The sequence below is a fragment of the Cryobacterium sp. SO1 genome (assembly GCF_004210215.2).
Classification (GTDB): domain Bacteria; phylum Actinomycetota; class Actinomycetes; order Actinomycetales; family Microbacteriaceae; genus Cryobacterium.
Window position 1 is genome coordinate 3,180,962 of record NZ_CP067394.1, and the last position, 19,463, is coordinate 3,200,424.

General features: G+C 69.1%; 17 protein-coding genes. 5 read left to right on the forward strand and 12 right to left on the reverse strand.

From position 1 onward, the window contains the following. Positions 1-245 precede the first annotated feature (245 nt). The 8 genes from ddaH to sucC all read right to left on the reverse strand — a co-directional run bounded on the left by ddaH (position 246) and on the right by sucC (position 10,031). The gene (gene ddaH, locus BJQ95_RS15105) at positions 246-1,061 is read right to left on the reverse strand and encodes a dimethylargininase (RefSeq protein WP_130177777.1); all 816 of its coding nucleotides are present in this window, start codon (positions 1,059-1,061) and stop codon (positions 246-248) included. A 118-nt stretch (positions 1,062-1,179) separates the two neighbouring features. Then, positions 1,180-2,406: a mechanosensitive ion channel family protein gene (locus tag BJQ95_RS15110; RefSeq protein WP_256041404.1), complete on the reverse strand. Its 1,227-nt coding sequence runs from the start codon at positions 2,404-2,406 to the stop codon at positions 1,180-1,182. Between the two features lie 179 nt (positions 2,407-2,585). Beyond that, the gene (purH, locus tag BJQ95_RS15115) at positions 2,586-4,265 is read right to left on the reverse strand and encodes a bifunctional phosphoribosylaminoimidazolecarboxamide formyltransferase/IMP cyclohydrolase (protein ID WP_130176905.1); all 1,680 of its coding nucleotides are present in this window, start codon (positions 4,263-4,265) and stop codon (positions 2,586-2,588) included. Continuing rightward, a complete protein-coding gene (gene purN / locus BJQ95_RS15120) occupies positions 4,262-4,855 on the reverse strand; it encodes a phosphoribosylglycinamide formyltransferase (protein WP_130176907.1) in 594 nt (197 codons plus the stop codon). Before purN ends, purH begins: the two co-directional genes overlap by 4 nt. Before the next feature lie 9 nt (positions 4,856-4,864). Next, positions 4,865-6,121 carry a DUF6350 family protein gene (locus tag BJQ95_RS15125; RefSeq protein ID WP_205750066.1) on the reverse strand — a complete coding sequence of 419 codons (1,257 nt, stop codon included), beginning with the start codon at positions 6,119-6,121 and terminating at the stop codon, positions 4,865-4,867. Positions 6,122-6,277: 156 nt separating this feature from the next. Further along, entirely contained in the window at positions 6,278-7,834 is a 1,557-nt protein-coding gene (locus tag BJQ95_RS15130; RefSeq protein ID WP_256041405.1) for an APC family permease, read from the reverse strand. Positions 7,835-7,959: 125 nt separating this feature from the next. Next, positions 7,960-8,847 carry a succinate--CoA ligase subunit alpha gene (gene sucD / locus BJQ95_RS15135; protein WP_130178671.1) on the reverse strand — a complete coding sequence of 296 codons (888 nt, stop codon included), beginning with the start codon at positions 8,845-8,847 and terminating at the stop codon, positions 7,960-7,962. A 14-nt stretch (positions 8,848-8,861) separates the two neighbouring features. Further along, a complete protein-coding gene (gene sucC, locus BJQ95_RS15140; protein WP_130178672.1) occupies positions 8,862-10,031 on the reverse strand; it encodes an ADP-forming succinate--CoA ligase subunit beta in 1,170 nt (389 codons plus the stop codon). Between the two features lie 282 nt (positions 10,032-10,313). Here sucC and BJQ95_RS15145 point away from each other — a divergent pair, with 282 nt between their 5' ends. The 3 genes from BJQ95_RS15145 to BJQ95_RS15155 all read left to right on the forward strand — a co-directional run bounded on the left by BJQ95_RS15145 (position 10,314) and on the right by BJQ95_RS15155 (position 13,222). Further along, complete coding sequence (locus BJQ95_RS15145) at positions 10,314-11,072, forward strand: VIT family protein (RefSeq protein ID WP_256041406.1); 759 nt, start codon at positions 10,314-10,316, stop codon at positions 11,070-11,072. A gap of 77 nt (positions 11,073-11,149) precedes the next feature. Beyond that, positions 11,150-11,536: a DUF3054 domain-containing protein gene (locus BJQ95_RS15150; RefSeq protein WP_165384997.1), complete on the forward strand. Its 387-nt coding sequence runs from the start codon at positions 11,150-11,152 to the stop codon at positions 11,534-11,536. A 363-nt stretch (positions 11,537-11,899) separates the two neighbouring features. Then, positions 11,900-13,222 (forward strand): DUF1254 domain-containing protein, encoded by a 1,323-nt coding sequence (locus BJQ95_RS15155; RefSeq protein ID WP_130178673.1) that lies wholly within the window; start codon positions 11,900-11,902, stop codon positions 13,220-13,222. A gap of 132 nt (positions 13,223-13,354) precedes the next feature. Here BJQ95_RS15155 and BJQ95_RS15160 read toward each other — a convergent pair whose 3' ends face one another. From BJQ95_RS15160 to BJQ95_RS15170, 3 genes are all read right to left on the reverse strand, one after another. Then, positions 13,355-13,579, reverse strand: coding sequence for a hypothetical protein (locus BJQ95_RS15160; RefSeq protein WP_130178674.1), 225 nt, complete (start codon positions 13,577-13,579; stop codon positions 13,355-13,357). A gap of 311 nt (positions 13,580-13,890) precedes the next feature. After that, the gene (locus BJQ95_RS15165) at positions 13,891-16,368 is read right to left on the reverse strand and encodes an ATP-dependent helicase (protein WP_130178675.1); all 2,478 of its coding nucleotides are present in this window, start codon (positions 16,366-16,368) and stop codon (positions 13,891-13,893) included. A 54-nt stretch (positions 16,369-16,422) separates the two neighbouring features. Continuing rightward, the gene (locus BJQ95_RS15170) at positions 16,423-17,460 is read right to left on the reverse strand and encodes a glycerophosphodiester phosphodiesterase family protein (protein WP_130178676.1); all 1,038 of its coding nucleotides are present in this window, start codon (positions 17,458-17,460) and stop codon (positions 16,423-16,425) included. A gap of 38 nt (positions 17,461-17,498) precedes the next feature. Here BJQ95_RS15170 and BJQ95_RS15175 point away from each other — a divergent pair, with 38 nt between their 5' ends. Further along, the gene (locus tag BJQ95_RS15175) at positions 17,499-18,206 is read left to right on the forward strand and encodes a hypothetical protein (protein WP_130178677.1); all 708 of its coding nucleotides are present in this window, start codon (positions 17,499-17,501) and stop codon (positions 18,204-18,206) included. A gap of 104 nt (positions 18,207-18,310) precedes the next feature. Then, positions 18,311-19,126, forward strand: a complete 816-nt coding sequence (locus BJQ95_RS15180) for a Bax inhibitor-1/YccA family protein (protein WP_130178678.1) — start codon at positions 18,311-18,313, stop codon at positions 19,124-19,126. Here the strand turns inward: BJQ95_RS15180 and BJQ95_RS15185 are convergent. Continuing rightward, entirely contained in the window at positions 19,107-19,250 is a 144-nt protein-coding gene (locus tag BJQ95_RS15185) for a hypothetical protein (protein ID WP_165384998.1), read from the reverse strand. The genes BJQ95_RS15180 and BJQ95_RS15185 overlap by 20 nt on opposite strands. Positions 19,251-19,463 lie beyond the last annotated feature (213 nt).

A 19,463-nucleotide genomic window follows, 5' to 3' on the forward strand; every position in this document is an offset into this window, starting at 1 on the left:
CGAGCCGGAGCGCCGGGACAGCCGGAACGAAGGCAGCGCCGGTCGCAATCGTTGCGAGCGTGGTGCGGGCTGTCTTGGTCATGTCGGCCTCCTGAGCGTTGCGTATGATCGTCTTGTGCCCCCCTGATCAGGCAGCCTTTCAGGATAGGTCCACCGGCGCGCTGGGCGCAAGAGCGAATTTCGGCCAGGCCGGTCTCTGGCGGTGGCTGCGGGCGCGAAGCCGGACGCCTCAGTGCCCGTCGGCGTCAGCGCACCCGCACGCTCAGGCAGGTGACGCAGCCCTCGAGCTTCTCGAACTCGGTGATGTCCACGGTCACCGTGCGGTACCCGAGCCCGCTGAGTAGTGCCGCGGTGTGCGGGGCCGCGGCCGACATCAGCAGGGTGGACTCGTCGAGGATCACGACGGCGGTGCCCTCGGCCTCGGGCACCGGCAGGAACCTCTCGAACAGACCCGGGTCGTCCACGAGCGGCGGGTAGCCGATGACGGTGCCGTCCGGCAGGGCCGTGATCGCGGTCTTGAGGTGCAGGGCCCGGGTCACCGGGACTGGCACGACGGTGTAGCCGAGCGGTTCCACAATGGCGGCGAGCTGCGCGGCCCCCTCAGCGTTGGTGCGGAGGCTCTGGCCGACGTACACGGTGCGGCCCACCTTGAGCACGTCACCGCCGTCAAGGGTGCCGGGCGAGTGGAGGCGGTGCACGGTGAGGCCGAGGTCGCGCACGGCGGCTTCGGCGCCGGCCGTTTCGCCGCGCCGGCTGGGCGCTCCGGGGCTGGCGACCACGGCGGTGCCGCCGAAGACGATTACGGCGTCTTCGATGAACACGGAGTCGGGCTGGTCCGGCACCGGTTCAACCTCGGTGGCGGCCCAGCCCTCGGCCTGCAGGGCGGCGACGTAGCCGTCCCACTGGGAGCGGGCGAGCTCGAGGTCGATCGGCACCCGGTCGATGTGGGTGATCTGCCCCTGGGCGAGGATGTCGACGGGCCGGCGCACCAGTGCGCGCTTGCCTGCCGCGCCCGTCGATGCCGTGTCGGCAGGGCGGCCAGAGTCACCTGAGGGAGTCATGCGCACAGCCTAACCGCCTGGCAATTGTTGCCAAATCGGACTTCTGCGTCCGGCGCACCGGACGCGAAAGTCCGTTTCGGACACAGTTGGGCACGGGGCAGCGCGCGGGGCGGCGGGGTTACCGGGGCGCGGGGAGGGACTCGGGGGCGTCGTCCCAGTCCTGCACCGTGATGGACTCGGTGAAGTGCTGGGCGCGTTCCTTGCCGCCCTCGTCGCCGGAGAACAGGCCTGGCGCCTCGATGACCGGGCGGGCGGGCTTGCGGCCGCGCGCCGACGGGCGCACCGGAGCGGGCGCGGCCTCGGGCTCGTGGCGCACCTCGACGCGGCTCATCGGCAGTGCGTCGGGGTTCTCGGCGTTGACCCAGTCGATCAGGTTCTCCCGCACGAAGCAGCGCAGGTCGAACAGGGTCGGCGCGTCCTGCGCGGTCACCAGCACGCGTACCCGCACGTAGCCGCCCACGGCATCCGTCACCTGGAGCACCACGGCACGTTCGTCCCAGAGGTCGGTCTGCGCGACTATGCGGTTGAGCTCTTCACGCATCGCGGCGGGGTTGACCCGCCAGTCGAGGTCGAACTCGATCGCGCCGAGCAGCTCGCTGTTGTGCCGGGTCCAGTTCTGGAACGGGGTGGTGGTGAAGTAGGTCGACGGCAGCACCATGCGCCGGTCGTCCCAGATGTGCACGACGATGTAGGTGAGGGTGATCTCCTCAATCTTGCCCCACTCCCCCTCGACGATCACGACGTCATCCACCCGCAGCGCGTTGTTGAACGCGAGCTGCATGCCGGCGAAGATGTTCGCCAGGGTGGACTGGGCCGCCAGGCCCGCCACGACGCTGAGCAGGCCGGCGGAGGCGAACAGGCTCGCACCCACGGTCGCGGCGCCGGGGATGCTGAGCAGCACGGTGCCGATGGCGCAGATGATGAGGATCACGATGCCGATGCGCCGGAGCATCCGCAGCTGGGTGCGCACCCGGCGGGCCACCCGGTTGTCGCGCACGTCGATGCGGTACCGGTTCGCGGCCATCTCCTCGGCGTAGTAGAGCAGCGCGCAGAGCAGCCAGGTGGCGCTGCCGATGAACAGGGCGCGGAAGACGAAGCCCACCAGGGCGTCCCAGTCCTCGGGCACGTCGAGGTAGCCGGCGACGGCGAGCCAGAGCGAACCGATCAGGATGGTCATGCGGAACGGCACCCGGATCAGCTGCACGAGCACCCGCGCCCAGGCCTTGCGCTTGCCGACCATGCGGAAGACGAAGGCGGCGATCGCGGTGATGGCGAGAGCCAGGACGATGGCCGCTGCGGCGGCAACCGGGAAGGCGGGCAGCGACAGCCCGAAAACATCGATCACAAGTGGCCTTTCCGTGTCAGGTCTGTGGAGGTCTGCAACGGCGGTGTCACGTGGACTTCCCATCATGACAGGTGCACCTGGGAGGGGCCACACAGTGAGGAACGCCGGTGCCGCAGCCGCAGTGAACGGATGCTGCACCGGCGTCGCCGGGTCGCCGACCGGTAGCGGTCGGCGGATGCCTAATGGAAGAAGTGACGCTCCCCGGTGAAGTACATCGACACCCCGGCGGCCGTCGCCGCGGCGATGACCTCCTCGTCGCGCACCGAACCGCCGGGCTGCACGACGGCGGTGACGCCGGCCTCGAGCAGCACCTCGAGGCCGTCGGCGAACGGGAAGAACGCGTCGGACGCGGCCACGGCGCCCTCGGCCCGCTCCCCCGCGCGGCTCACGGCCAGGTGGCAGGAGTCGACCCGGTTGACCTGGCCCATGCCCACACCCACGGATGCGCCGGCGTGCGCGAGCAGGATCGCGTTGGACTTCACCGCCCGGCAGGACTTCCAGGCGAACTCCAGGTCGGCGCGAGTGGCGGCATCCACCTCGGGGCCGGACACCAGGCGCCACTCGGAGGTGTCGAGGGCGTCGAAGGTGTCGGTCTCCTGCACGAGCAAACCGCCGGAGATCTGGCGCAACTCCAGCGACGACCGACGGTAGTCGGCCGGCAGCTCCAGCAGGCGGATGTTCTTCTTCGCGCTGAGCAGCTCGAACGCGGCCGGTTCGAAGCCGGGGGCCACGAGCACCTCGGTGAAGATCTGGCTGACGGTTTCGGCCATGCCCAGCGTGACGACGCGGTTGGCGGCGATGACCCCGCCGAATGCGGAGACCGGGTCGCAGTCGTGGGCGCGGTGGTGTGCCGACGCGATGGCGTCGGGCGCCTTGGGGTTGGCCACGGCGATGCCGCAGGGGTTGGCGTGCTTGATGATCGCCACGGCGGGTTCGGCGAAGTCGAACGCGGCGCGCACGGCAGCATCCGCGTCGACGTAGTTGTTGTACGACATCTCCTTGCCGTGCAGCTGCACGGCTTGGGCGATGCCCTGACCGCCCTCTCCGAGGTACAGCGCTGCGGCCTGATGCGAGTTCTCGCCGTAGCGCAGCACGCTGCCGCGGGTGGCCTCGATCGCGAGGGTCGCCGGGAACAGAGCGTCGACCTCGGGGTCCTCGGCGCCGACGATCGCGTCGAAGGCGTCAAGGATTTCCTCGCCGAGCGCCTCGGTGTCGTCCTGCCACTGGTCGTAGACATTCTCGGTGAACCAGGCCGACACGCTCAGGTCGTAGTTCGCGGTGTGCTCGAACGCGAGGGAAGCGAGCTTCTGGCGCAGGCGCAGGGTGCTCCCGCCGGCGGCGACGGCGGCGATGATCTCCGGGTAATCCGCGGGGTCGACGGCGATGGCCACGTTGGCGTGGTTCTTCGCGGATGCGCGCACCAGCGCCGGCCCGCCGATGTCGATCTGTTCGATCACGTCGGCCGGCTCCGCGCCGGATTCCACGGTCTCCACGAACGGGTACAGGTTCACCACCACAAGTTGGAACGGGGCGATCGACAGGTCGGCGAGCTGGTTCTCGTGCGCCTCGAGGCGGAGGTCGGCGAGGATACCGGCGTGCACGCTCGGGTGCAGGGTCTTCACCCGGCCGTCGAGCGACTCCGGGAAGCCGGTGACGGCGGAGACATCCGTCACGTCGTGGCCGGCCGCGCGGATGGTGGTGGCGGTGGATCCTGTGGAGATCATCTCGACACCGGCGGCGGCGAGGGCGTTGGCCAGTTCGACCAGGCCGGTCTTGTCGGAGACCGAGATCAGCGCGCGCTGCACGGGAATTGTGTCCCGGTTGCGGTAGAGGCTCCGGGCGTTGGTGTGACCGCTCATATGGGGGAATGCTCCTTGAGATCGACGTGTCCGTTGGCGATGTCGAGCACGGCCTGCACGAGCAGGCGACGTTCGACGAGTTTGATGCGATCGTGCAGCGAGTCCTGGGTGTCGCCCGGATGCACCGGCACCCGTTCCTGGCTCACGATCGGTCCGTCGTCGACTCCGTTGTCCACGACGATGATGCTGGCGCCGGTCTGGCTGGCGCCGGCGGCGAGCGCGTCGCGCACACCGTGCGCGCCGGGGAACTCGGGCAGGTAGGCGGGGTGGGTGTTGATCAGGTGCGGCGACAGCGCGGCCACCACCCGCGGCGGCAGCAGGCGCATGAAGCCGCTGAGCACGGTGAGGTCGGGCTGCCACTGCTGGATCTGCTCGAGAAGCGCATCGCCCCAGGCTTCCCGGTCGGAGTAGGACGAGAACGGCACGGTGAAAGTGGTGATGCCGAACTCCTCGCCGAGGGCCAGCCCGTCGGCATCCCGGTCGGCGCCGATGGCGATGATCCGGGCGGGGAACTCGGCGTCGCTGGACGCTTCGAGAAGCGAGCGCAGGTTCGATCCTCCGCCGGAGATCAATACGACCAGTGACAGCACCATCCGAGCCTACCGTTTCGTTGAGACTTCCTCGGTGCGCGGATCCGTGCTCCGGGCCCGACGGCCACCGACGAGCATACCGAGTGCGGCGGCGACGCCTACTTCAAGGGTGGTCAGCGCCCCCACGAGCAGCGGGTTGGGGCCCACTTCGGCGAGGCGCCCCGGCCCCATCGCTCCGGCGGACCACCAGCTGAGAAGGCCGAGCAGGATGCCGGCGACGACGCCCATCAGTGCTCCGGTGATCAGCATCCGCGATGACCCGTGCGGGGCGTTGGCGCGCTTGTCGAGGCTTTGCCGCACGAGCACCGCCATCACGAAACCGACCAGGACCGGCACGAGCAGGCCGAGGAAACCGAATTCGAGGGTGCCGTGCGGCAGCGCGCCGAACACCGGCAGGCCGGGCACGGCGCCGAGGGTGGTGCCCAGCGGGGAGACGCTGCTGCCCGCGCCGAGGGCGATGCCCGGGCCGACGAACCAGGCGGCCGCCCAGATCACCAGGTTGGGGATGAACGCCAGCTGGGCGATGGTGAGGGCGATGCCGCCCATCACATCGGCCTGCAGGGTTTCGTAGAGGCCGATCACGGTGGCGAAGTTGGTCAGCACCGAGACGAACACGGCCAGACCCGAGATGACCATGATTCCGGCAACGGCCGCGGTGCCGCCGCGGAGCGCCGCGAGGAGCTGGCTGCGCACCTCGGCGGGGATGCGGCGCAGTTGGTCGCCGAGGGTCCGGCTGACCCAGCCGGGCAGCGTCGGCGACGCCCCGGGGCTACCGGTCAGGCCGATCAGCACACCGCCGGCGAAGACCAGGGTGGGCAGCAGGACGCCCTGCACCGGTGCCGGCGTGACGATGTCGGTGCCGGTGGAGAGGGTGAGCAGCGCGGCGAGCAGCCCGTAGCTGAGCACGGCAACGCCCGCGGCGGTGAGGCTGTAGTCGGTGCCGGCGGCGCGGCGGCCGGTGCGCACACCGAGCAGCACCGCGAGCAGGGCGAACCCGAGCAGGCCGATGCTCACGGTGAACGGCAGTTCGGAGCCGGCCAGGCCCAGCGAGGCCGACACGTCGACGGGGAGTTGCACCGCGAGGTCGACGCCGTTGCCGAGCAGCCAGACGTCCACGGCGGCGCGCCAGAAGACGAACCAGTCGATGCCCAGACCGTAGTGGGTGCCCCACAGAATGGTGAGCGGCACCAGGGCGATGCCCACGCCGATGGCGACGACAATGAGCGCCTCGAGCGCGGCGAGCAGAGCTGTCGTTATACGGTTCATATCCGAGAGGGAGCCTACCGTGGGCGGGCTGCGGGTTCGTCGTACCCCGCCGCGCTCGGGCCGAATCCCCTTCGCAGAACCGCGCAGCGTTGTGGGGATAAAGTGCCTTTATAAGGATGAAATTGGGCCTCAGATCCTTCTAATCTTCCGAAGTCCTCATAAACTCGCGTCGCTGCGGGTCACCGGCAGGTCGTCGTCGGGCACCAGCACCGCGGTGTCGCGGTTGAGCGACTCGCCGCGGAAGAACGGCTTGGCGCCGGGGAAGAAGGACCACACGATCATGACGAGCACGCCGACGAGCAGTGAACCGACGCCGACCACGAAGACGCCGCCCACGCCGAACAGCACGGTGTAGCCGTAGTCGGGGTCGAGCATGTCGATCACCGAGAACACGAACGCGGCCGTGAGCAGCAGCGAGCCGACCAGCGGGAAGAGGAAGCGCATCCAGGCGTTGCGCCAACTGGTGAACAGGTCGCGCCGGAAGTACCACACGCAGGAGTAGCCGGTGATGGCGTAGTAGAACGCGATGGCCAGCCCGAGCGAGAGGATGGTGTCGTTGAGGATGTTCGATGACACCAGGGTCATCCCCACGTAGAAGGCCACCGCGACGATGCCCATGATCAGGGTGGAGAACGACGGGGTGTAGAAGCGCGGGTGCACCTGCGCGAACCGGCGGGGCAGGGCCTTGTAGACGGCCATGGCGAGGGTGCCGCGGGCGGTGGGCAGGATGGTGGTCTGGGTCGATGAGACCGCGGAGATCATCACCGCGGCCACAAGCAGCCAGGCCCACGGCCCGAACACGGCGTCTTTGAGGGCGAAGAAGACGTCGTCGGCGTTGCCCTCGTTGCCCAGGCCGAACCCTTCGGTGCCCAGGCCCGCATAGGCCATCGCCGCGACGGCGACGCCCACGTAGGTGACCAGCAGGATGAGTGTGGTGAGCACGGCCGCCTGGCCCGGGATCCGTTTGGGATCCTTGGTCTCCTCGTTCAGTGACAGGCAGGTGTCCCAGCCCCAGTAGATGAACAGGGCCAGCAGCACGCCCTCGACCAGTCCGTTGAACGAGGTGAGGGCGAACGGGTTGAACCACTCAGCCTGCGGGGTGGTGGATCCGGCCGGGGCGCTGCCGTCGAACACCGCCCACAGGGTGAACACCGTGAACAGGATCAGGGCCAGGTATTGGAAACCCAGCAACACGTTCTGCAGCCGTTCGCCGATCTCGATGCCCCGGTAGCTCACCCACACCATCAGCGTAATGAACACCACCCCGGTGAGGGTGACGATGAGTTCATTCTCGGCCAGGTCCGGCGCCACCAGCAACCAGAAGTAGATGCCGCCGATCTGCGCCAGGTTGCCGAGCACCACGATGCCGGCCACCGCCACGCCCCACCCGCCCATCCAGCCCACCCACGGGCCGAACGCCTTGGTCGCCCAGGTGAACGTCGTGCCGCAGTCGGGGATGTCCCGGTTCAGTTCCCGGTAGGCGAACGCCACCAGCAGCATCGGGATGAACGCGATCACGAACACCACGGGAGCCTGAGCTCCCACGGCGAGGACCACGAAGCCCAGCGTCGCCGCCAGGGAGTACACCGGAGCCGTCGAGGCGAGGCCGATCACCGTGGAGCCGAACAGGCCAAGCGTTCCGGACGCCAGGCCTTTACCCGATGTGGGTGCGGGTTCGGGCCGGACCGGCACCGTCGCGTCGTTGCGGGACATGATTCTCCTGTCGCAGGCTGCGGCATCCGCGTCGTGCGGGCACGCGTGTGCGGGTATCGTACTCGCGGCCCCGCGCACGAGAAAGGGCCCGCCGGATCGGCGGGCCCTTCATCGTGTGGTGCGGTCTACAGTGCGGCGAGAACCTCGCGCAGCAGGGTCGCGGTCTCGCTCGGCGTCTTGCCGACCTTGACCCCGGCGGCCTCGAGGGCCTCCTTCTTGCCCTGCGCGGTTCCGGCCCCGTCGGAGACGATGGCGCCGGCGTGGCCCATGGTCTTGCCCTCGGGAGCGGTGAACCCGGCCACGTAGCCCACGACGGGCTTGGTGACGTGCGCCTTGATGTACTCGGCGGCCTTCTCCTCGGCGTCGCCGCCGATCTCGCCGATCATCACGATCGCCTTCGTCTCGGGGTCGGCCTCGAACGCGGCGAGCGCGTCGATGTGGGTGGTGCCGATGATGGGGTCGCCGCCGATGCCGATGGCGGTGGAGAAGCCCAGGTCGCGCAGCTCGTACATCATCTGGTAGGTCAGGGTGCCCGACTTGGACACCAGGCCGACCGGGCCCTTGCCGGTGATGTTCGCCGGCGTGATGCCCACGAGCGCCTCGCCGGGGGTGATGATGCCGGGGCAGTTCGGCCCGATGATGCGGGTCTTGTTGCCCTTCTCCTGGGCGTAGGCCCAGAACTCGGCGGAGTCCTGCACGGGCACGCCCTCGGTGATGATCACGAGCAGGCCGATTTCGGCGTCGATCGCTTCGATGACGGCGTCCTTGGTGAAGGCCGGCGGCACGAACGCGATGGAGACATCCGCGCCGGTGGCCGCGATGGCCTCGGCGACGGTGCCGAACACGGGCAGCTCGACGTCACCGTGGGTGACGGTGGTGCCGGCCTTGCGGGCGTTGACGCCGCCGACGATCTGGGTGCCGGCCTTGAGCATCAGGGCGGTGTGCTTGGTGCCCTCGCCGCCGGTGATGCCCTGCACGATGACCTTGGAGTCCTTGTTGAGGAAGATTGACATTCTCTTGGGTTCCCTTACTTCGCGGCGTAGGCGAGTTCGGCGGCCTTGGCGGCGCCCTCGTCCATGGTGGCGGCCAGCGTGACCAGCGGGTGGTTGGCCTCGTTGAGGATGCGGCGGCCTTCGTCGACGTTGTTGCCGTCAAGGCGCACCACGAGGGGCTTGTTCGCCGCGTCGCCGAGGGTGGCCAGCGCGCCGACGATGCCGTGGGCAACGGCGTCGCAGGCGGTGATACCGCCGAAGACGTTGACGAAGACGCTCTTGACCTGCGGGTCGCCGAGAATCACGTCGAGGCCGGCGGCCATGACGGCCGCGGATGCTCCGCCGCCGATGTCGAGGAAGTTGGCCGGCTTGACGCCGCCGAACTCTTCGCCGGCGTAGGCGACAACGTCGAGGGTCGACATGACCAGCCCTGCGCCGTTGCCGATGATGCCGACCTCGCCGTCGAGCTTCACGTAGTTGAGGTCGTTCTGCTTGGCCTTGGCCTCGAGCGGGTCGGCCGCGGCCTTGTCTTCGAGTTCGGCGTGGCCGGGGTGGCGGAAGCCGGCGTTCTCGTCGATGGTGACCTTGCCGTCGAGGGCGACGATGTCGCCCTCTTCGGTGAGCACCAACGGGTTGACCTCGACGAGGGTGGCGTCTTCACCGGCGAATACGTTGTACAGCTGCACAAAGACGGGGGCGACCTTGTCGACCAGCTCGGCCGGGAACTTCGCGGCGCGCGCGATCTCCGTGGCCGTGGCCAGGTCGATGCCGGCGGTCGGATCGATGGCCACGTAGGCGAGCGCCTCGGGCTTCTCGACCGCGAGGACCTCGATCTCCACGCCGCCCTCGTAGCTGGCGAGCGAGAGGTAGGAGCGGTTGGACCGGTCCAGCAGCACCGAGAAGTAGAACTCCTGCTTGATGCGGGCTCCCCCGGCGACCATGACCCGGTGCACGGTGTGCCCCTTGATGTCCAGGCCCAGGATGGCGCGCCCGGCGGCTTCGGCCTCATCCGGGGTCTTGGCGACCTTCACGCCGCCGGCCTTGCCGCGGCCGCCGACCTTGACCTGCGCCTTGACGACGACGACACCACCGAGCTTCTCGGCCGCGGCGCGCACCTCCTCGGGCGTGTCTGCGATGATCCCGGGCAGAACCGGGACTCCGTACTGCTCAAACAGGTCTCTGGCCTGGTATTCGTAAAGATCCACGCTGCTCTTCCAATCCGCGTCATAGCGTTCCGTGCATGGGGTAGGTGTGGCCTGGTTCCCCCGGCGCGAAAACTAGCTCGACGTCGAGAGATACTGACCATCTCAAACTCTACCTTCTCAGATCGACGGCCATGCCCGCTGGTCGAACGCGCCGTTCCCACCCCTCGTCTGGACTTATTGCGGGACTTCGCAGGGGCTCCGGTCCCGGGAAGGTGTTTTCTTCCGAATCGAGCACCGAACACACCGCTGGCCACGCATCCGGCATCGTGCTTGGCTGCACTCATGAATGAATCGAAACGAGCGGATGACCCGACCGGCCGGCCGGGTCGAGGCACCGAGCCGGACCACAGCAGCGAACCACACTCCCCCGGTCACGCCTCCCGGCTCAACTGGTTGCGCGCCGGCGTGCTCGGCGCCAATGACGGCATCGTCTCGGTCGCCGCGCTCGTCGTGGGTGTCGCCGCCGCCACCTCAGACTCCGCCGCGATCCTGATCGCCGGGGTGGCGAGCCTCCTGGCCGGCGCGATCTCGATGGCGCTCGGCGAGTATGTCTCGGTCAGCAGCCAGCGTGACACCGAACGGGCCCTGATCAGCAAGGAACGCACCGAACTCGCCACCATGCCGGAGCAGGAGCTCACGGAACTCGCGGGCCTGTACCGGGGCAAGGGGCTCTCCGCCGAGACCGCCCGCCGGGTGGCCGACGAACTCACGGCGCACGACGCCCTCGGCGCCCATCTCGAGGTGGAGTTGCACATCGGCACCGAGGAACTGTCCAACCCCTGGCACGCGGCGTTCGCGTCGGCGCTGGCGTTCACGGTCGGTGCCGTTCTGCCGCTGCTCGCGGTGCTCCTGCCCCCGCCGGAGTGGCGGGTTCCCGCCACTTTCCTGTCGGTGGCGGTGGCGCTGATCATCACCGGCTGGGTGAGCGCCGCGCTTGGCGACAGCCCGCGGATGCGCGCGATCACCCGGGTTCTCGTCGGCGGTCTCCTCGCCCTCGGCGTGACCTACGCCATCGGCGGTCTGCTTGGCACCACGGTCTGACCCCCCGCCCGCTGCCGCACGCCGCCGGCTCTCTCCCGCCCGCCGCCCGGGGCGGCCCCGGCCGGTACTCTGGTCCCATGCCCTATCGCAACACCGGCCTCGCCGTCACGTCGTTGGCGGCCGGCCTGGACGTGGCCCTGCTGCTGTTGTTCGTGATGATCGGCCGGGCCAGCCACGGCGAGGGGCTCTGGGGTGTGCTGGGCACCTGGTGGCCGTTCCTCGCCGGCCTGATCGTGGCCTGGCTGGTCCTGCGCGCCTGGCGGACCCCGCTGCAGATCGCCTGGACCGGGTTGGGCGTGTGGATGATCACCGTCATCGTGGGTGTGCTCCTGCGCATCGTCAGCGGTCAGGGTGTGCAGGTCAGCTTCGTTATCGTGACCTTCCTCGTCACCGGCGCGTTCCTGATCGGCTGGCGCTCGATCGCCCTGCTGGTGGGTCGTCTGCGTAACCGCCGCACCGCCTGAGCCCGCCGCACTGGGCCCTCCGCACTGGTTGAGCCCGCCGCGCCAGCTGAGCCAGCCGAACTGGTTGAGCCAGCCGAATGGGTTGAGCCCGCCGCGCTGGTTGAGCCAGCCGAACTGGTTGAGCCTGTTGCACTGGTTGAGCCCGCCGCGCTCGCTGAGCCCGCCGCGCTCGCTGAGCCCGCCGCGCTCGCTGAGCCCGCCGCGCTGGTTGATCCCGCCGCGCTGGTTGAGCCAGCCGAAACCCGGGGACGTTCCTGAGCCAGCCGCCCTGTGCCCGGCCACGGGGCTGGGCCACAATGTTTTGCGAACGGTTTGCCCGCCCGGGCCCCGCCCGGCCCGGCCCGACCCCGCGGAGGAGCATTCATGAGTACCCTGGCGATCGACCCGAAAACCCTGGCCGCAGAGGCCTACACCTACCTGTACCCGCTGATGCTGATGGAGGTCACCCGGCGGCAGAGCATCAATACACCGCCCGGCCGGGTCTTCGGCCGCGGCCCGGAGAACAGCTTCGTGCACACCCGAACTTTTCCGCCGAACGATTCCCGCGACGTCGTGCGGCCCAATTTCGACACCCTGTACTCGATCGCCTGGCTCGACGTGGGCGCCGGCCCGGTGGTGCTGCACCTGCCGGACACCGCCGACCGGTACTACCTCATGCCACTGCTGGACATGTGGACCGAGGTCTTCGCCAACCCGGGCAAGCGCACCACCGGCACCACGGCGGCGGACCTGCTCGTGGTTCCGCCCAGCTGGAACGGCCCGGTGCCGGCCGGGTACGGGTTGATCCAGGCGCCGACCCCGCACGTGTGGATCGTCGGCCGGTTCCAGACCAACGGGGTTGACGACTATCCGGTGGTGCGAGCGCTGCAGGACCAGCTCTCGCTGACCCTGCCGCCGGTGTACGACCCTCTCCCGCTCGATGCGACCGTGGATTCGAGCACTCCGCCGCTGCGGAGCGTGGCTGACCTGAGCGGGACGGAGTTCTTCCGGCGCGCCGCCGAGGTGCTCCAGAGAACTCCGGTGCACGCGACCGACTTCTCGGTTCTCGCCCGCATCCGGCACCTGGGCATTGTGCCGGGCCTGCCCTTTGACGACCGTGAGCTGGATGCCGCGGATCTCGCGGCGCTCGAGGCCGGGGTGGCGGAGGCCAGGGCGACCCTGCTCGCCACGCTGCCGATGTTGGGCCGGCGGGTGAACGGCTGGCTGCTCAACGTGGAAACCATGGGCAACTACGGCAACGACTACCTCAAGCGGGCCGTGGTGGCACTCGTCGGCCTCGGCGCCAACCCGCCGGACGACGCGGTCTACCCGATCCTGCTCACGGATGCGGACGGGCATCCGCTCAGCGGCGAGAACCGGTACCGGCTGCACTTCGAGAAGAACGAGTTGCCGCCCGTCGGGGCGTTCTGGTCGCTGACCATGTACGACGCGGATGGTTTCCCAGCCGCCAATCCGATCGACCGGTACGCGATCGGCGACCGGGATGCGCTGCGGTACAACCCCGACGGCTCACTCGACCTCCACCTGCAACACGACCGGCCGGCCGATGACCTGGCGCCCAACTGGCTGCCGGCGCCGCCGGGGCCGCTCGGGGTGACGATGCGTTTGTACGGCCCGCGGCCCGAGGTTCTGGAGGGCGCCTGGGTTCCGCCGCCGGTCACCCACCTCGAAGTAAGGACAAAGTGACCAAATGAGGACGGGAATGGCCGCAGCATCCTTTCTTCCGGCCGTTGTCCTCATAAACCTCCGTCGCTCTGCCGCGAGAAGCCCCGAACTGAGGTGTCGTCTGGGCGCGACGGTGCCGACCCGCGACCAGGGTCAGCGGTCGAGGGGCTGGTCGTCGTCGGTGTCGTCGCCGAGGTCGACGAGCCGGTTGTCGGCGTCGTCACCCCACTCGTTGGTGTCCTCGACGTGGGTCGGGGCGATGTCCTTCTCGTCGGGGAGCAGGTCCTGGTCCTCGGGGATCTCCAGGTCGTCCACCGCGCGATTGTCGTCCTGCGCTTCGGGGTCCTGCGGCCACAGACCGCCTGCGTCGCTGGTCATGATCGAGCCTCCTCTGCGGTGTTAGGGCGAGATAGTTCGGGTGAGAGAGGGGTGACATGAATCCCGGCACGTGGCACGAGTACCCCAATGCGAGTCAACGTACCTGCTTGGCGGCGCGGCGACAAGGCGCACCCGGGCGAGTTACCCCCGAACGGACGAGTTGCCCCCGCGCATCAGGGCACCTCCGCCGCAGCCGGGCAACTCGCCGGCCCGGACAGCCTGGCCGGACGGCCGGGCATGACGGCCGGGCATGGCGGCCGGGCCGGACGTCAGGGCGGGCGCATCCGCTGCATCGTCGTGGTGGGGCGTGCTCACTCGATTTTCTCGATGGGAGCGATCTTGATCAGCAGCTTCTTTGCCCCGCTGCTGTCGAACTGCACATGGGCGATGCGCTTGGTGCCCTCGCCGGTGACCTGGTTGACCTTACCGTCACCGAAGTCCACATGACGGATGCGGTCGCCCGCGTTGAGGGTGAGGTCGCCGTTGTCGCGCACCTGCGCGGTGACCCGGTTGGCCCACTCGGTCTTGGGCTTGGGCGCCGGCGGCAGCTGCCCCGGGGTGCCGCTGCGGGAGCCGAAGCCGCCGCCGTCCCGCCGGGCGTTCAGCGCCCGCGGCTGGGTGCCGCCGCGGGAGTTGGCCATGCCGGGTGACTGCTTCCAGTCGATCAGCGCGGCCGGGATCTCCTGCAGGTAACGGCTGGGCATGGCCACGTTGACCTCGCCGAACTGGGCGCGGGTCATCGCCAGCGACAGGTACAGCCGCTGCCGGGCCCGGGTGATGCCCACGTAGAACAGGCGCCGTTCCTCGGCCGGTCCGCCGGGTTCGCCGGCCGACATCTGGTGCGGCAGCAGGCCCTCCTCCACCCCGGTGAGGAACACGGCCTCGTATTCGAGTCCCTTGGCGGTGTGCAGGGTCATCAGCGACACGGTTCCCGAGGCGTCGTCGAGGTCGTCCGCGGCGGCCACCAGCGACACCTGGGTGAGGAAGTCGACCAGGCCGGCGTCGGGGTTCTCCCGGTTGAAGTCCTTCGTCTGCGCGACGAGCTCCTCGATGTTCTCCGCCCGCACCTCGTCTTGCGCGTCACGGCTGGCCCGCAGCACCGCGAGCAGCCCGCTGCCGTCGAGCAGGAAGGTGAGCAGATCGCTGACGTTGGCGGCGCCGGCCGGGTTTTCCGGGTCCATCATGAGCGCGGCGGAGTCGAGCAGGGTGGCCAGCTGCAGGATGGCGCCGGTCACCTTGGGGCCCAGCCCCAGGCCGCCGGAGTCGCGCATGGCCTGGCGGAAGGAGATGCCGTTGGTTTCGGCGAAGCTGGCCAGCTGGGTTTCGGTGGCCGGGCCGATGCCGCGCTTGGGGGTGTTCAGGATGCGGCGGAGCGCGAGTTCGTCCACCGGGTTGGCGACCGCGATCAGGTACGCCAGCGCATCCTTGATCTCGGCGCGTTCGTAGAACTTCGTGCCGCCGACCACCCGGTACGGCACCGCGGCGCGCACCAGGATCTCTTCGAGCGCTCGGGTCTGCGCGTTGGTGCGGTAGAACACCGCCATGTCGCGGTACGCCATGCCCGCGGAGTGCAGCACCTCGATCTCGTCGGCCACGAACTGGGCCTCGTCGTGGCCGTTGTAGGCGGTGTAGCCCACGATCTTCTCGCCGTCGCCGCCGGCGCTCCAGAGCCGCTTCTCGCGGCGGTCGAAGTTGTTGCCGATCACCGCGTTGGCGGCCGAGAGGATGTTCTGGGTGGACCGGTAGTTCTGCTCGAGCAGGATCACCTTGGTGCCGGGGAAGTCCCGTTCGAACTCGGTGATGTTGCGGCTGGAGGCGCCGCGGAACGCGTAGATGGACTGGTCGGAGTCGCCGACCACGGTCAGCGAGGCGCCGGGGATCTGGCCGGAGGCTTCCTGCAGGTTCTGCACGTGCAGGCCCTGATCCTCCATGTCGTCGGCCAGTTCGGCCTCGACGGGGCGGGTCAGCTCGCGCACCAGCGCGTACTGGGCGTGGTTGGTGTCCTGGTATTCGTCGACCAGGATGTGCCGAAACCTACGCCGGTACAGCGCGGCGACCTTGGGGAAGGCGCGGAACAGGAACACCGTCTCGCCGATCAGGTCGTCGAAGTCCAGTGCGCTGGCCTCGCGCAGACGCCGGGTGTACTGGCGGAAGATCTCGACGAACATGACCTCCTGCGGGTCACTCATATTCGCGTTGCGGGCGTAGGAGTCGACATCCAACAGCTCGTTCTTAAGCTTGGAGATTTTGGACGACACGTTGCCGGGGGTGAAGCCGAGGGTGTCGGCGTCGAGCTGCTTGATGATGCGCTTGATGGTGACCTTGGAGTCGGCCGAGTCGTAGATGCTGAAGTTCGTCGACAGGCCCGCGCTCTCGGCCTCGCGACGCAGGATGCGCACGCAGGAGGAGTGGAAGGTGCTGATCCACATGCCGTCGGAGGCCTGTCCGAGCAGGCCGCGCACCCGGTCGCGCATCTCGGCGGCGGCCTTGTTGGTGAACGTGATGGCGAGGATCTGGCTCGGCCAGGCCTCGCGGGTCTCGATGAGGCCGGCGACGCGGCGGGTGAGCACGCTGGTCTTGCCGGAGCCGGCGCCGGCGACGATGAGCAGGGCCGGGCCGCGGTACTTGACGGCCTCGAGTTGCTGCGGGTTGAGCCCGTCGAAGAGCGGGCTCTGCTGCTCTGACCCCGCACCGGGGCCGGCGCCGCGGCCCGCTCGTCCGTCGAGGATGATCGGGGTCGCCGACGACCTGGTTGCGGGGGTGTTGGGCAGGTCTGGAGACAAAGTCATGGCGAGCCAATTCTAGGCGCAGCCGCCGACATCCGCCCGGCGCGGGGCGAGGCCTCAGGCGTGCGAGAGCGGATGCGGCAGCCCGGCGGGCAACCCGTCGCGCACGAAGACCGCCAGGTCGGGCTGGTCGGCGAAGACGCCGTCGATGCCGGTGTCCATGATCGTGCGGAACTCGGCCTGCCAGTTGCCGAAGTCGGCCTTGCGGGTGCCGACCCGGAAGCTAGGGGCGAGGAACCGGTTCTCCGGGCGCAGCGTCCAGGTGTAGATCTCCAGCCCCGCGGCATGGGCGGAGTCGACGAGGTTGGAGGCGCCGTCGACGACGCCGTCCGCATCCGTGTTGAGGATCAGGGACTTGGGCACGCTGATGCCGTCGACCTGGTGGCCGAGCTGGTACAGGGCCAGGTCGGTGAGGTAATCCGAGTACGGGGTGGCCCGGTCGCCGAATCTGGCGACGAGGTCGGCAGGGGCGCCGGTGGCTTCGAGCAGGAACACTCGGCGGCCGAAGATGCCGCGGCCCTGCACCTGGGCCAGGACGGTGCGTTCGAAGCTCTCGATGGTCAGCCGGCCCTCGCCGGTGTTCCAGCCGGCCTCGTTGACCTCGGCGGCGAATAGTTCGTCCAGCGGCAGCCCGATGGACTCGAAGTAGCTGGCGTGCTTGATCTCGGCCACGAGGCCGAGTTCCCGGTCCAGCGGAGCCTCCGCCCGGTCGACGAGACGGAATACGTCCCGCAGCCGCAGGATCGGGAAGAGCCCGTCGAAGCTGGCGCTCATCCCGCGCAGGGCCGGCAACCGTTCCCGGGCGCGCAGGGTGCAGAGCTCCGCCCAGGTGAAATCCTCGGTGAACCAGCCGGTCAGGGCGTCGCCGTCGATGACCTTCGAGGTGCGGCGGCCGGCGAATTCGGGGTGGGCGGCCACATCCGTCGTGCCGGAGATCTCGTTCTCGTGCCGCACGACCAGAACCCCGTCCTTGGTGGCGACGATATCGGGCTCGACAGAGTCGGCGCCCAGGGCGAAGGCGAGCGTATAGGCGGCTTCGGTGTGTTCTGGCCGGTAACCGCTGGCTCCGCGGTGTCCGATCACGAGGGGTGGCATGATCCAAGGTTAGCCGCGGCCTGTGCGAATCTTGGGTTATGACCACTCGGATCGAACAAACCCCGCCCGTGCGGTGGGGCGACGCCCGATGGCGGTATGGGGTGGGCCTGGTCACGATCATGCTCGGCGCGGCCCTGACCAACCTGATCAGCACCTACAGTCTGTGGTTCCTGCTCGTCGGGCCGTGCGTGCAACTGCTCGGCTGGCTGATCCTGCCCGGCGCGCTGTGGCGCCGGCTGCTGGTGCTGCTGCCCTGCCTGGTGGCCGCGCTGGTGCTCGTCGCCGGACCGGACTTCGCGGGGGCATTCGCGGTGCTCCTGGCCGGATGGCTGTTCGCCCGGCACCGGCCGGGGCTGAGCTATCTGGCCCTGATCCCGGTGATCGTGCTGAGTTTTGTGCTCAAGGGCGCCCTGAACGAGTACGGCCAGAACTGGGTCGGCCTGGTGAGCGGCACCGCGGCCTGCGTGGCTTGCGCGTGGTTGGCGTGGGCGCTGGCCCTCTGGCGGCGGCGCCTTGTCACCGCGCGGCGGCTCCGGCGGGCGCGGCGTGATGCGGCGGGGCCGGGAGCGCCGGACTCGCCGGACTCGCCGGGCTCTCCGGACTCGTCGGACTTGTCGGACTCGCCGGACTCGCCGGGGAACCGGGGTGCTCTGGCCGCAGCCGCCGAACCGGTCTACAGCCCGGGTCCGGCGGTGCCGACGGGGCCCGCCGCATCCGCAGCCGACGCCCCAGGCGCAGCTGAGTAGACTCTCAGCAAACTACGGGTTGATCCGGTAGATTTGCTACACAAACTCGAGCGCCGAAGTCGGCGCACATCCCTTCACCCCAGCTGATTGTTAGGCAGGAAACCATGGCTACCTCCAACCCCGCATTTAGAAACGCCGCGTTCGGCGCTCCCGGCGCCGTTGCCACGTCCAAGGTGCTCTCCGATAACGACCTGCAGGCGCTGTACAACTCGCCCTCCGCCGGTTCGCAAGAGACCGACCGGATGACCTACGAAGACACGATCGGCAAGACCGTTCTCGCCTTCGCGATTCTGCTCGCCGCCGCGGCGACCGCATGGGTGCTCACCCCGGTCATGCCGTTCCTGGTCATCCTCGGCGCTATCGGCGGGCTCGTGCTGGGCCTGGTCAACGCGTTCAAGAAGGAGCCGTCGCCGCCCCTGATCCTGGCCTACGCCGCACTGGAGGGACTGTTCGTCGGTGGCATCTCCCGCATCTTCGAGTCGATCGCGCCCGGCGTCGTCGTGCAGGCCGTCCTCGCGACCCTCGTGGTCGTCGGTGTGACTCTGGCGCTGTTCTCCAGCGGCAAGATCCGCGCGTCGAAGAGGGCCACCAAGGTCTTTCTCATCGCGATGGTCGGCTACGCGGTCTTCTCCCTAGTCAACTTCGGCATGATGATGTTCGGCGCCGTCGACGGCGCGTTCGGCATGCGCAGCGGGAGCATCGAGATCGCCGGCTTCGAGATCAAGCTGGGCCTGGTCATCGGCGTGCTGGCCGTCCTGATGGCCGCATACTCCCTGGTGCTCGACTTCGACTTCATCCAGCGCGGCGTGAACAACCGCGCACCCCGCAAGTACGGATGGAGCGGCGCGTTCGGCATCATGGTCACCGTCGTGTGGCTCTACATCGAGCTGCTGCGCATCTTCATGATCGCCCGCGAGTAGCGCTCCCCCGCTCCCGTAGCATCCGCAGCATCCGCACCACCCGCAGCATCCGCAGCATCCGCAGCATCCGCAGCATCCGCAGCATCCGCAGCATCCGCACCACCCGTAAGGGCCGGCCCACCACGGGCCGGCCCTTTGTTCGTTATGCGGGGTAGGCGCCGCTACGCGGGTGGCACGCCACCCGCGTAGCGGCGCCTACCCCGCATATCGCGCCATCGCCACGCCACCGCCATCCGCCCCGCGTCGCCCGCCCACGCCACCGCCATCCGCCCCGCGTCGCCCGCCCACGCCCCGCCATGCGCCCCGCGCCGTCCGCCCCCCGCCATCCGCCCTCGGG

Excerpts from the sequence above, each read along its gene's own strand:
- ddaH (WP_130177777.1), bottom strand. The coding sequence starts at position 1,061 with ATGACTCCCTCAGGTGACTCTGGCCGCCCTGCCGACACGGCATCGACG.
- purH (WP_130176905.1), bottom strand. The coding sequence starts at position 4,265 with ATGAGCGGTCACACCAACGCCCGGAGCCTCTACCGCAACCGGGACACA.
- BJQ95_RS15125 (WP_205750066.1), bottom strand. The coding sequence starts at position 6,121 with ATGAACCGTATAACGACAGCTCTGCTCGCCGCGCTCGAGGCGCTCATT.
- BJQ95_RS15130 (WP_256041405.1), bottom strand. The coding sequence starts at position 7,834 with ATGTCCCGCAACGACGCGACGGTGCCGGTCCGGCCCGAACCCGCACCC.
- sucD (WP_130178671.1), bottom strand. The coding sequence starts at position 8,847 with ATGTCAATCTTCCTCAACAAGGACTCCAAGGTCATCGTGCAGGGCATC.
- BJQ95_RS15145 (WP_256041406.1), top strand. The coding sequence starts at position 10,314 with ATGAATGAATCGAAACGAGCGGATGACCCGACCGGCCGGCCGGGTCGA.
- BJQ95_RS15150 (WP_165384997.1), top strand. The coding sequence starts at position 11,150 with ATGCCCTATCGCAACACCGGCCTCGCCGTCACGTCGTTGGCGGCCGGC.
- BJQ95_RS15155 (WP_130178673.1), top strand. The coding sequence starts at position 11,900 with ATGAGTACCCTGGCGATCGACCCGAAAACCCTGGCCGCAGAGGCCTAC.
- BJQ95_RS15160 (WP_130178674.1), bottom strand. The coding sequence starts at position 13,579 with ATGACCAGCGACGCAGGCGGTCTGTGGCCGCAGGACCCCGAAGCGCAG.
- BJQ95_RS15165 (WP_130178675.1), bottom strand. The coding sequence starts at position 16,368 with ATGACTTTGTCTCCAGACCTGCCCAACACCCCCGCAACCAGGTCGTCG.
- BJQ95_RS15170 (WP_130178676.1), bottom strand. The coding sequence starts at position 17,460 with ATGCCACCCCTCGTGATCGGACACCGCGGAGCCAGCGGTTACCGGCCA.
- BJQ95_RS15175 (WP_130178677.1), top strand. The coding sequence starts at position 17,499 with ATGACCACTCGGATCGAACAAACCCCGCCCGTGCGGTGGGGCGACGCC.
- BJQ95_RS15180 (WP_130178678.1), top strand. The coding sequence starts at position 18,311 with ATGGCTACCTCCAACCCCGCATTTAGAAACGCCGCGTTCGGCGCTCCC.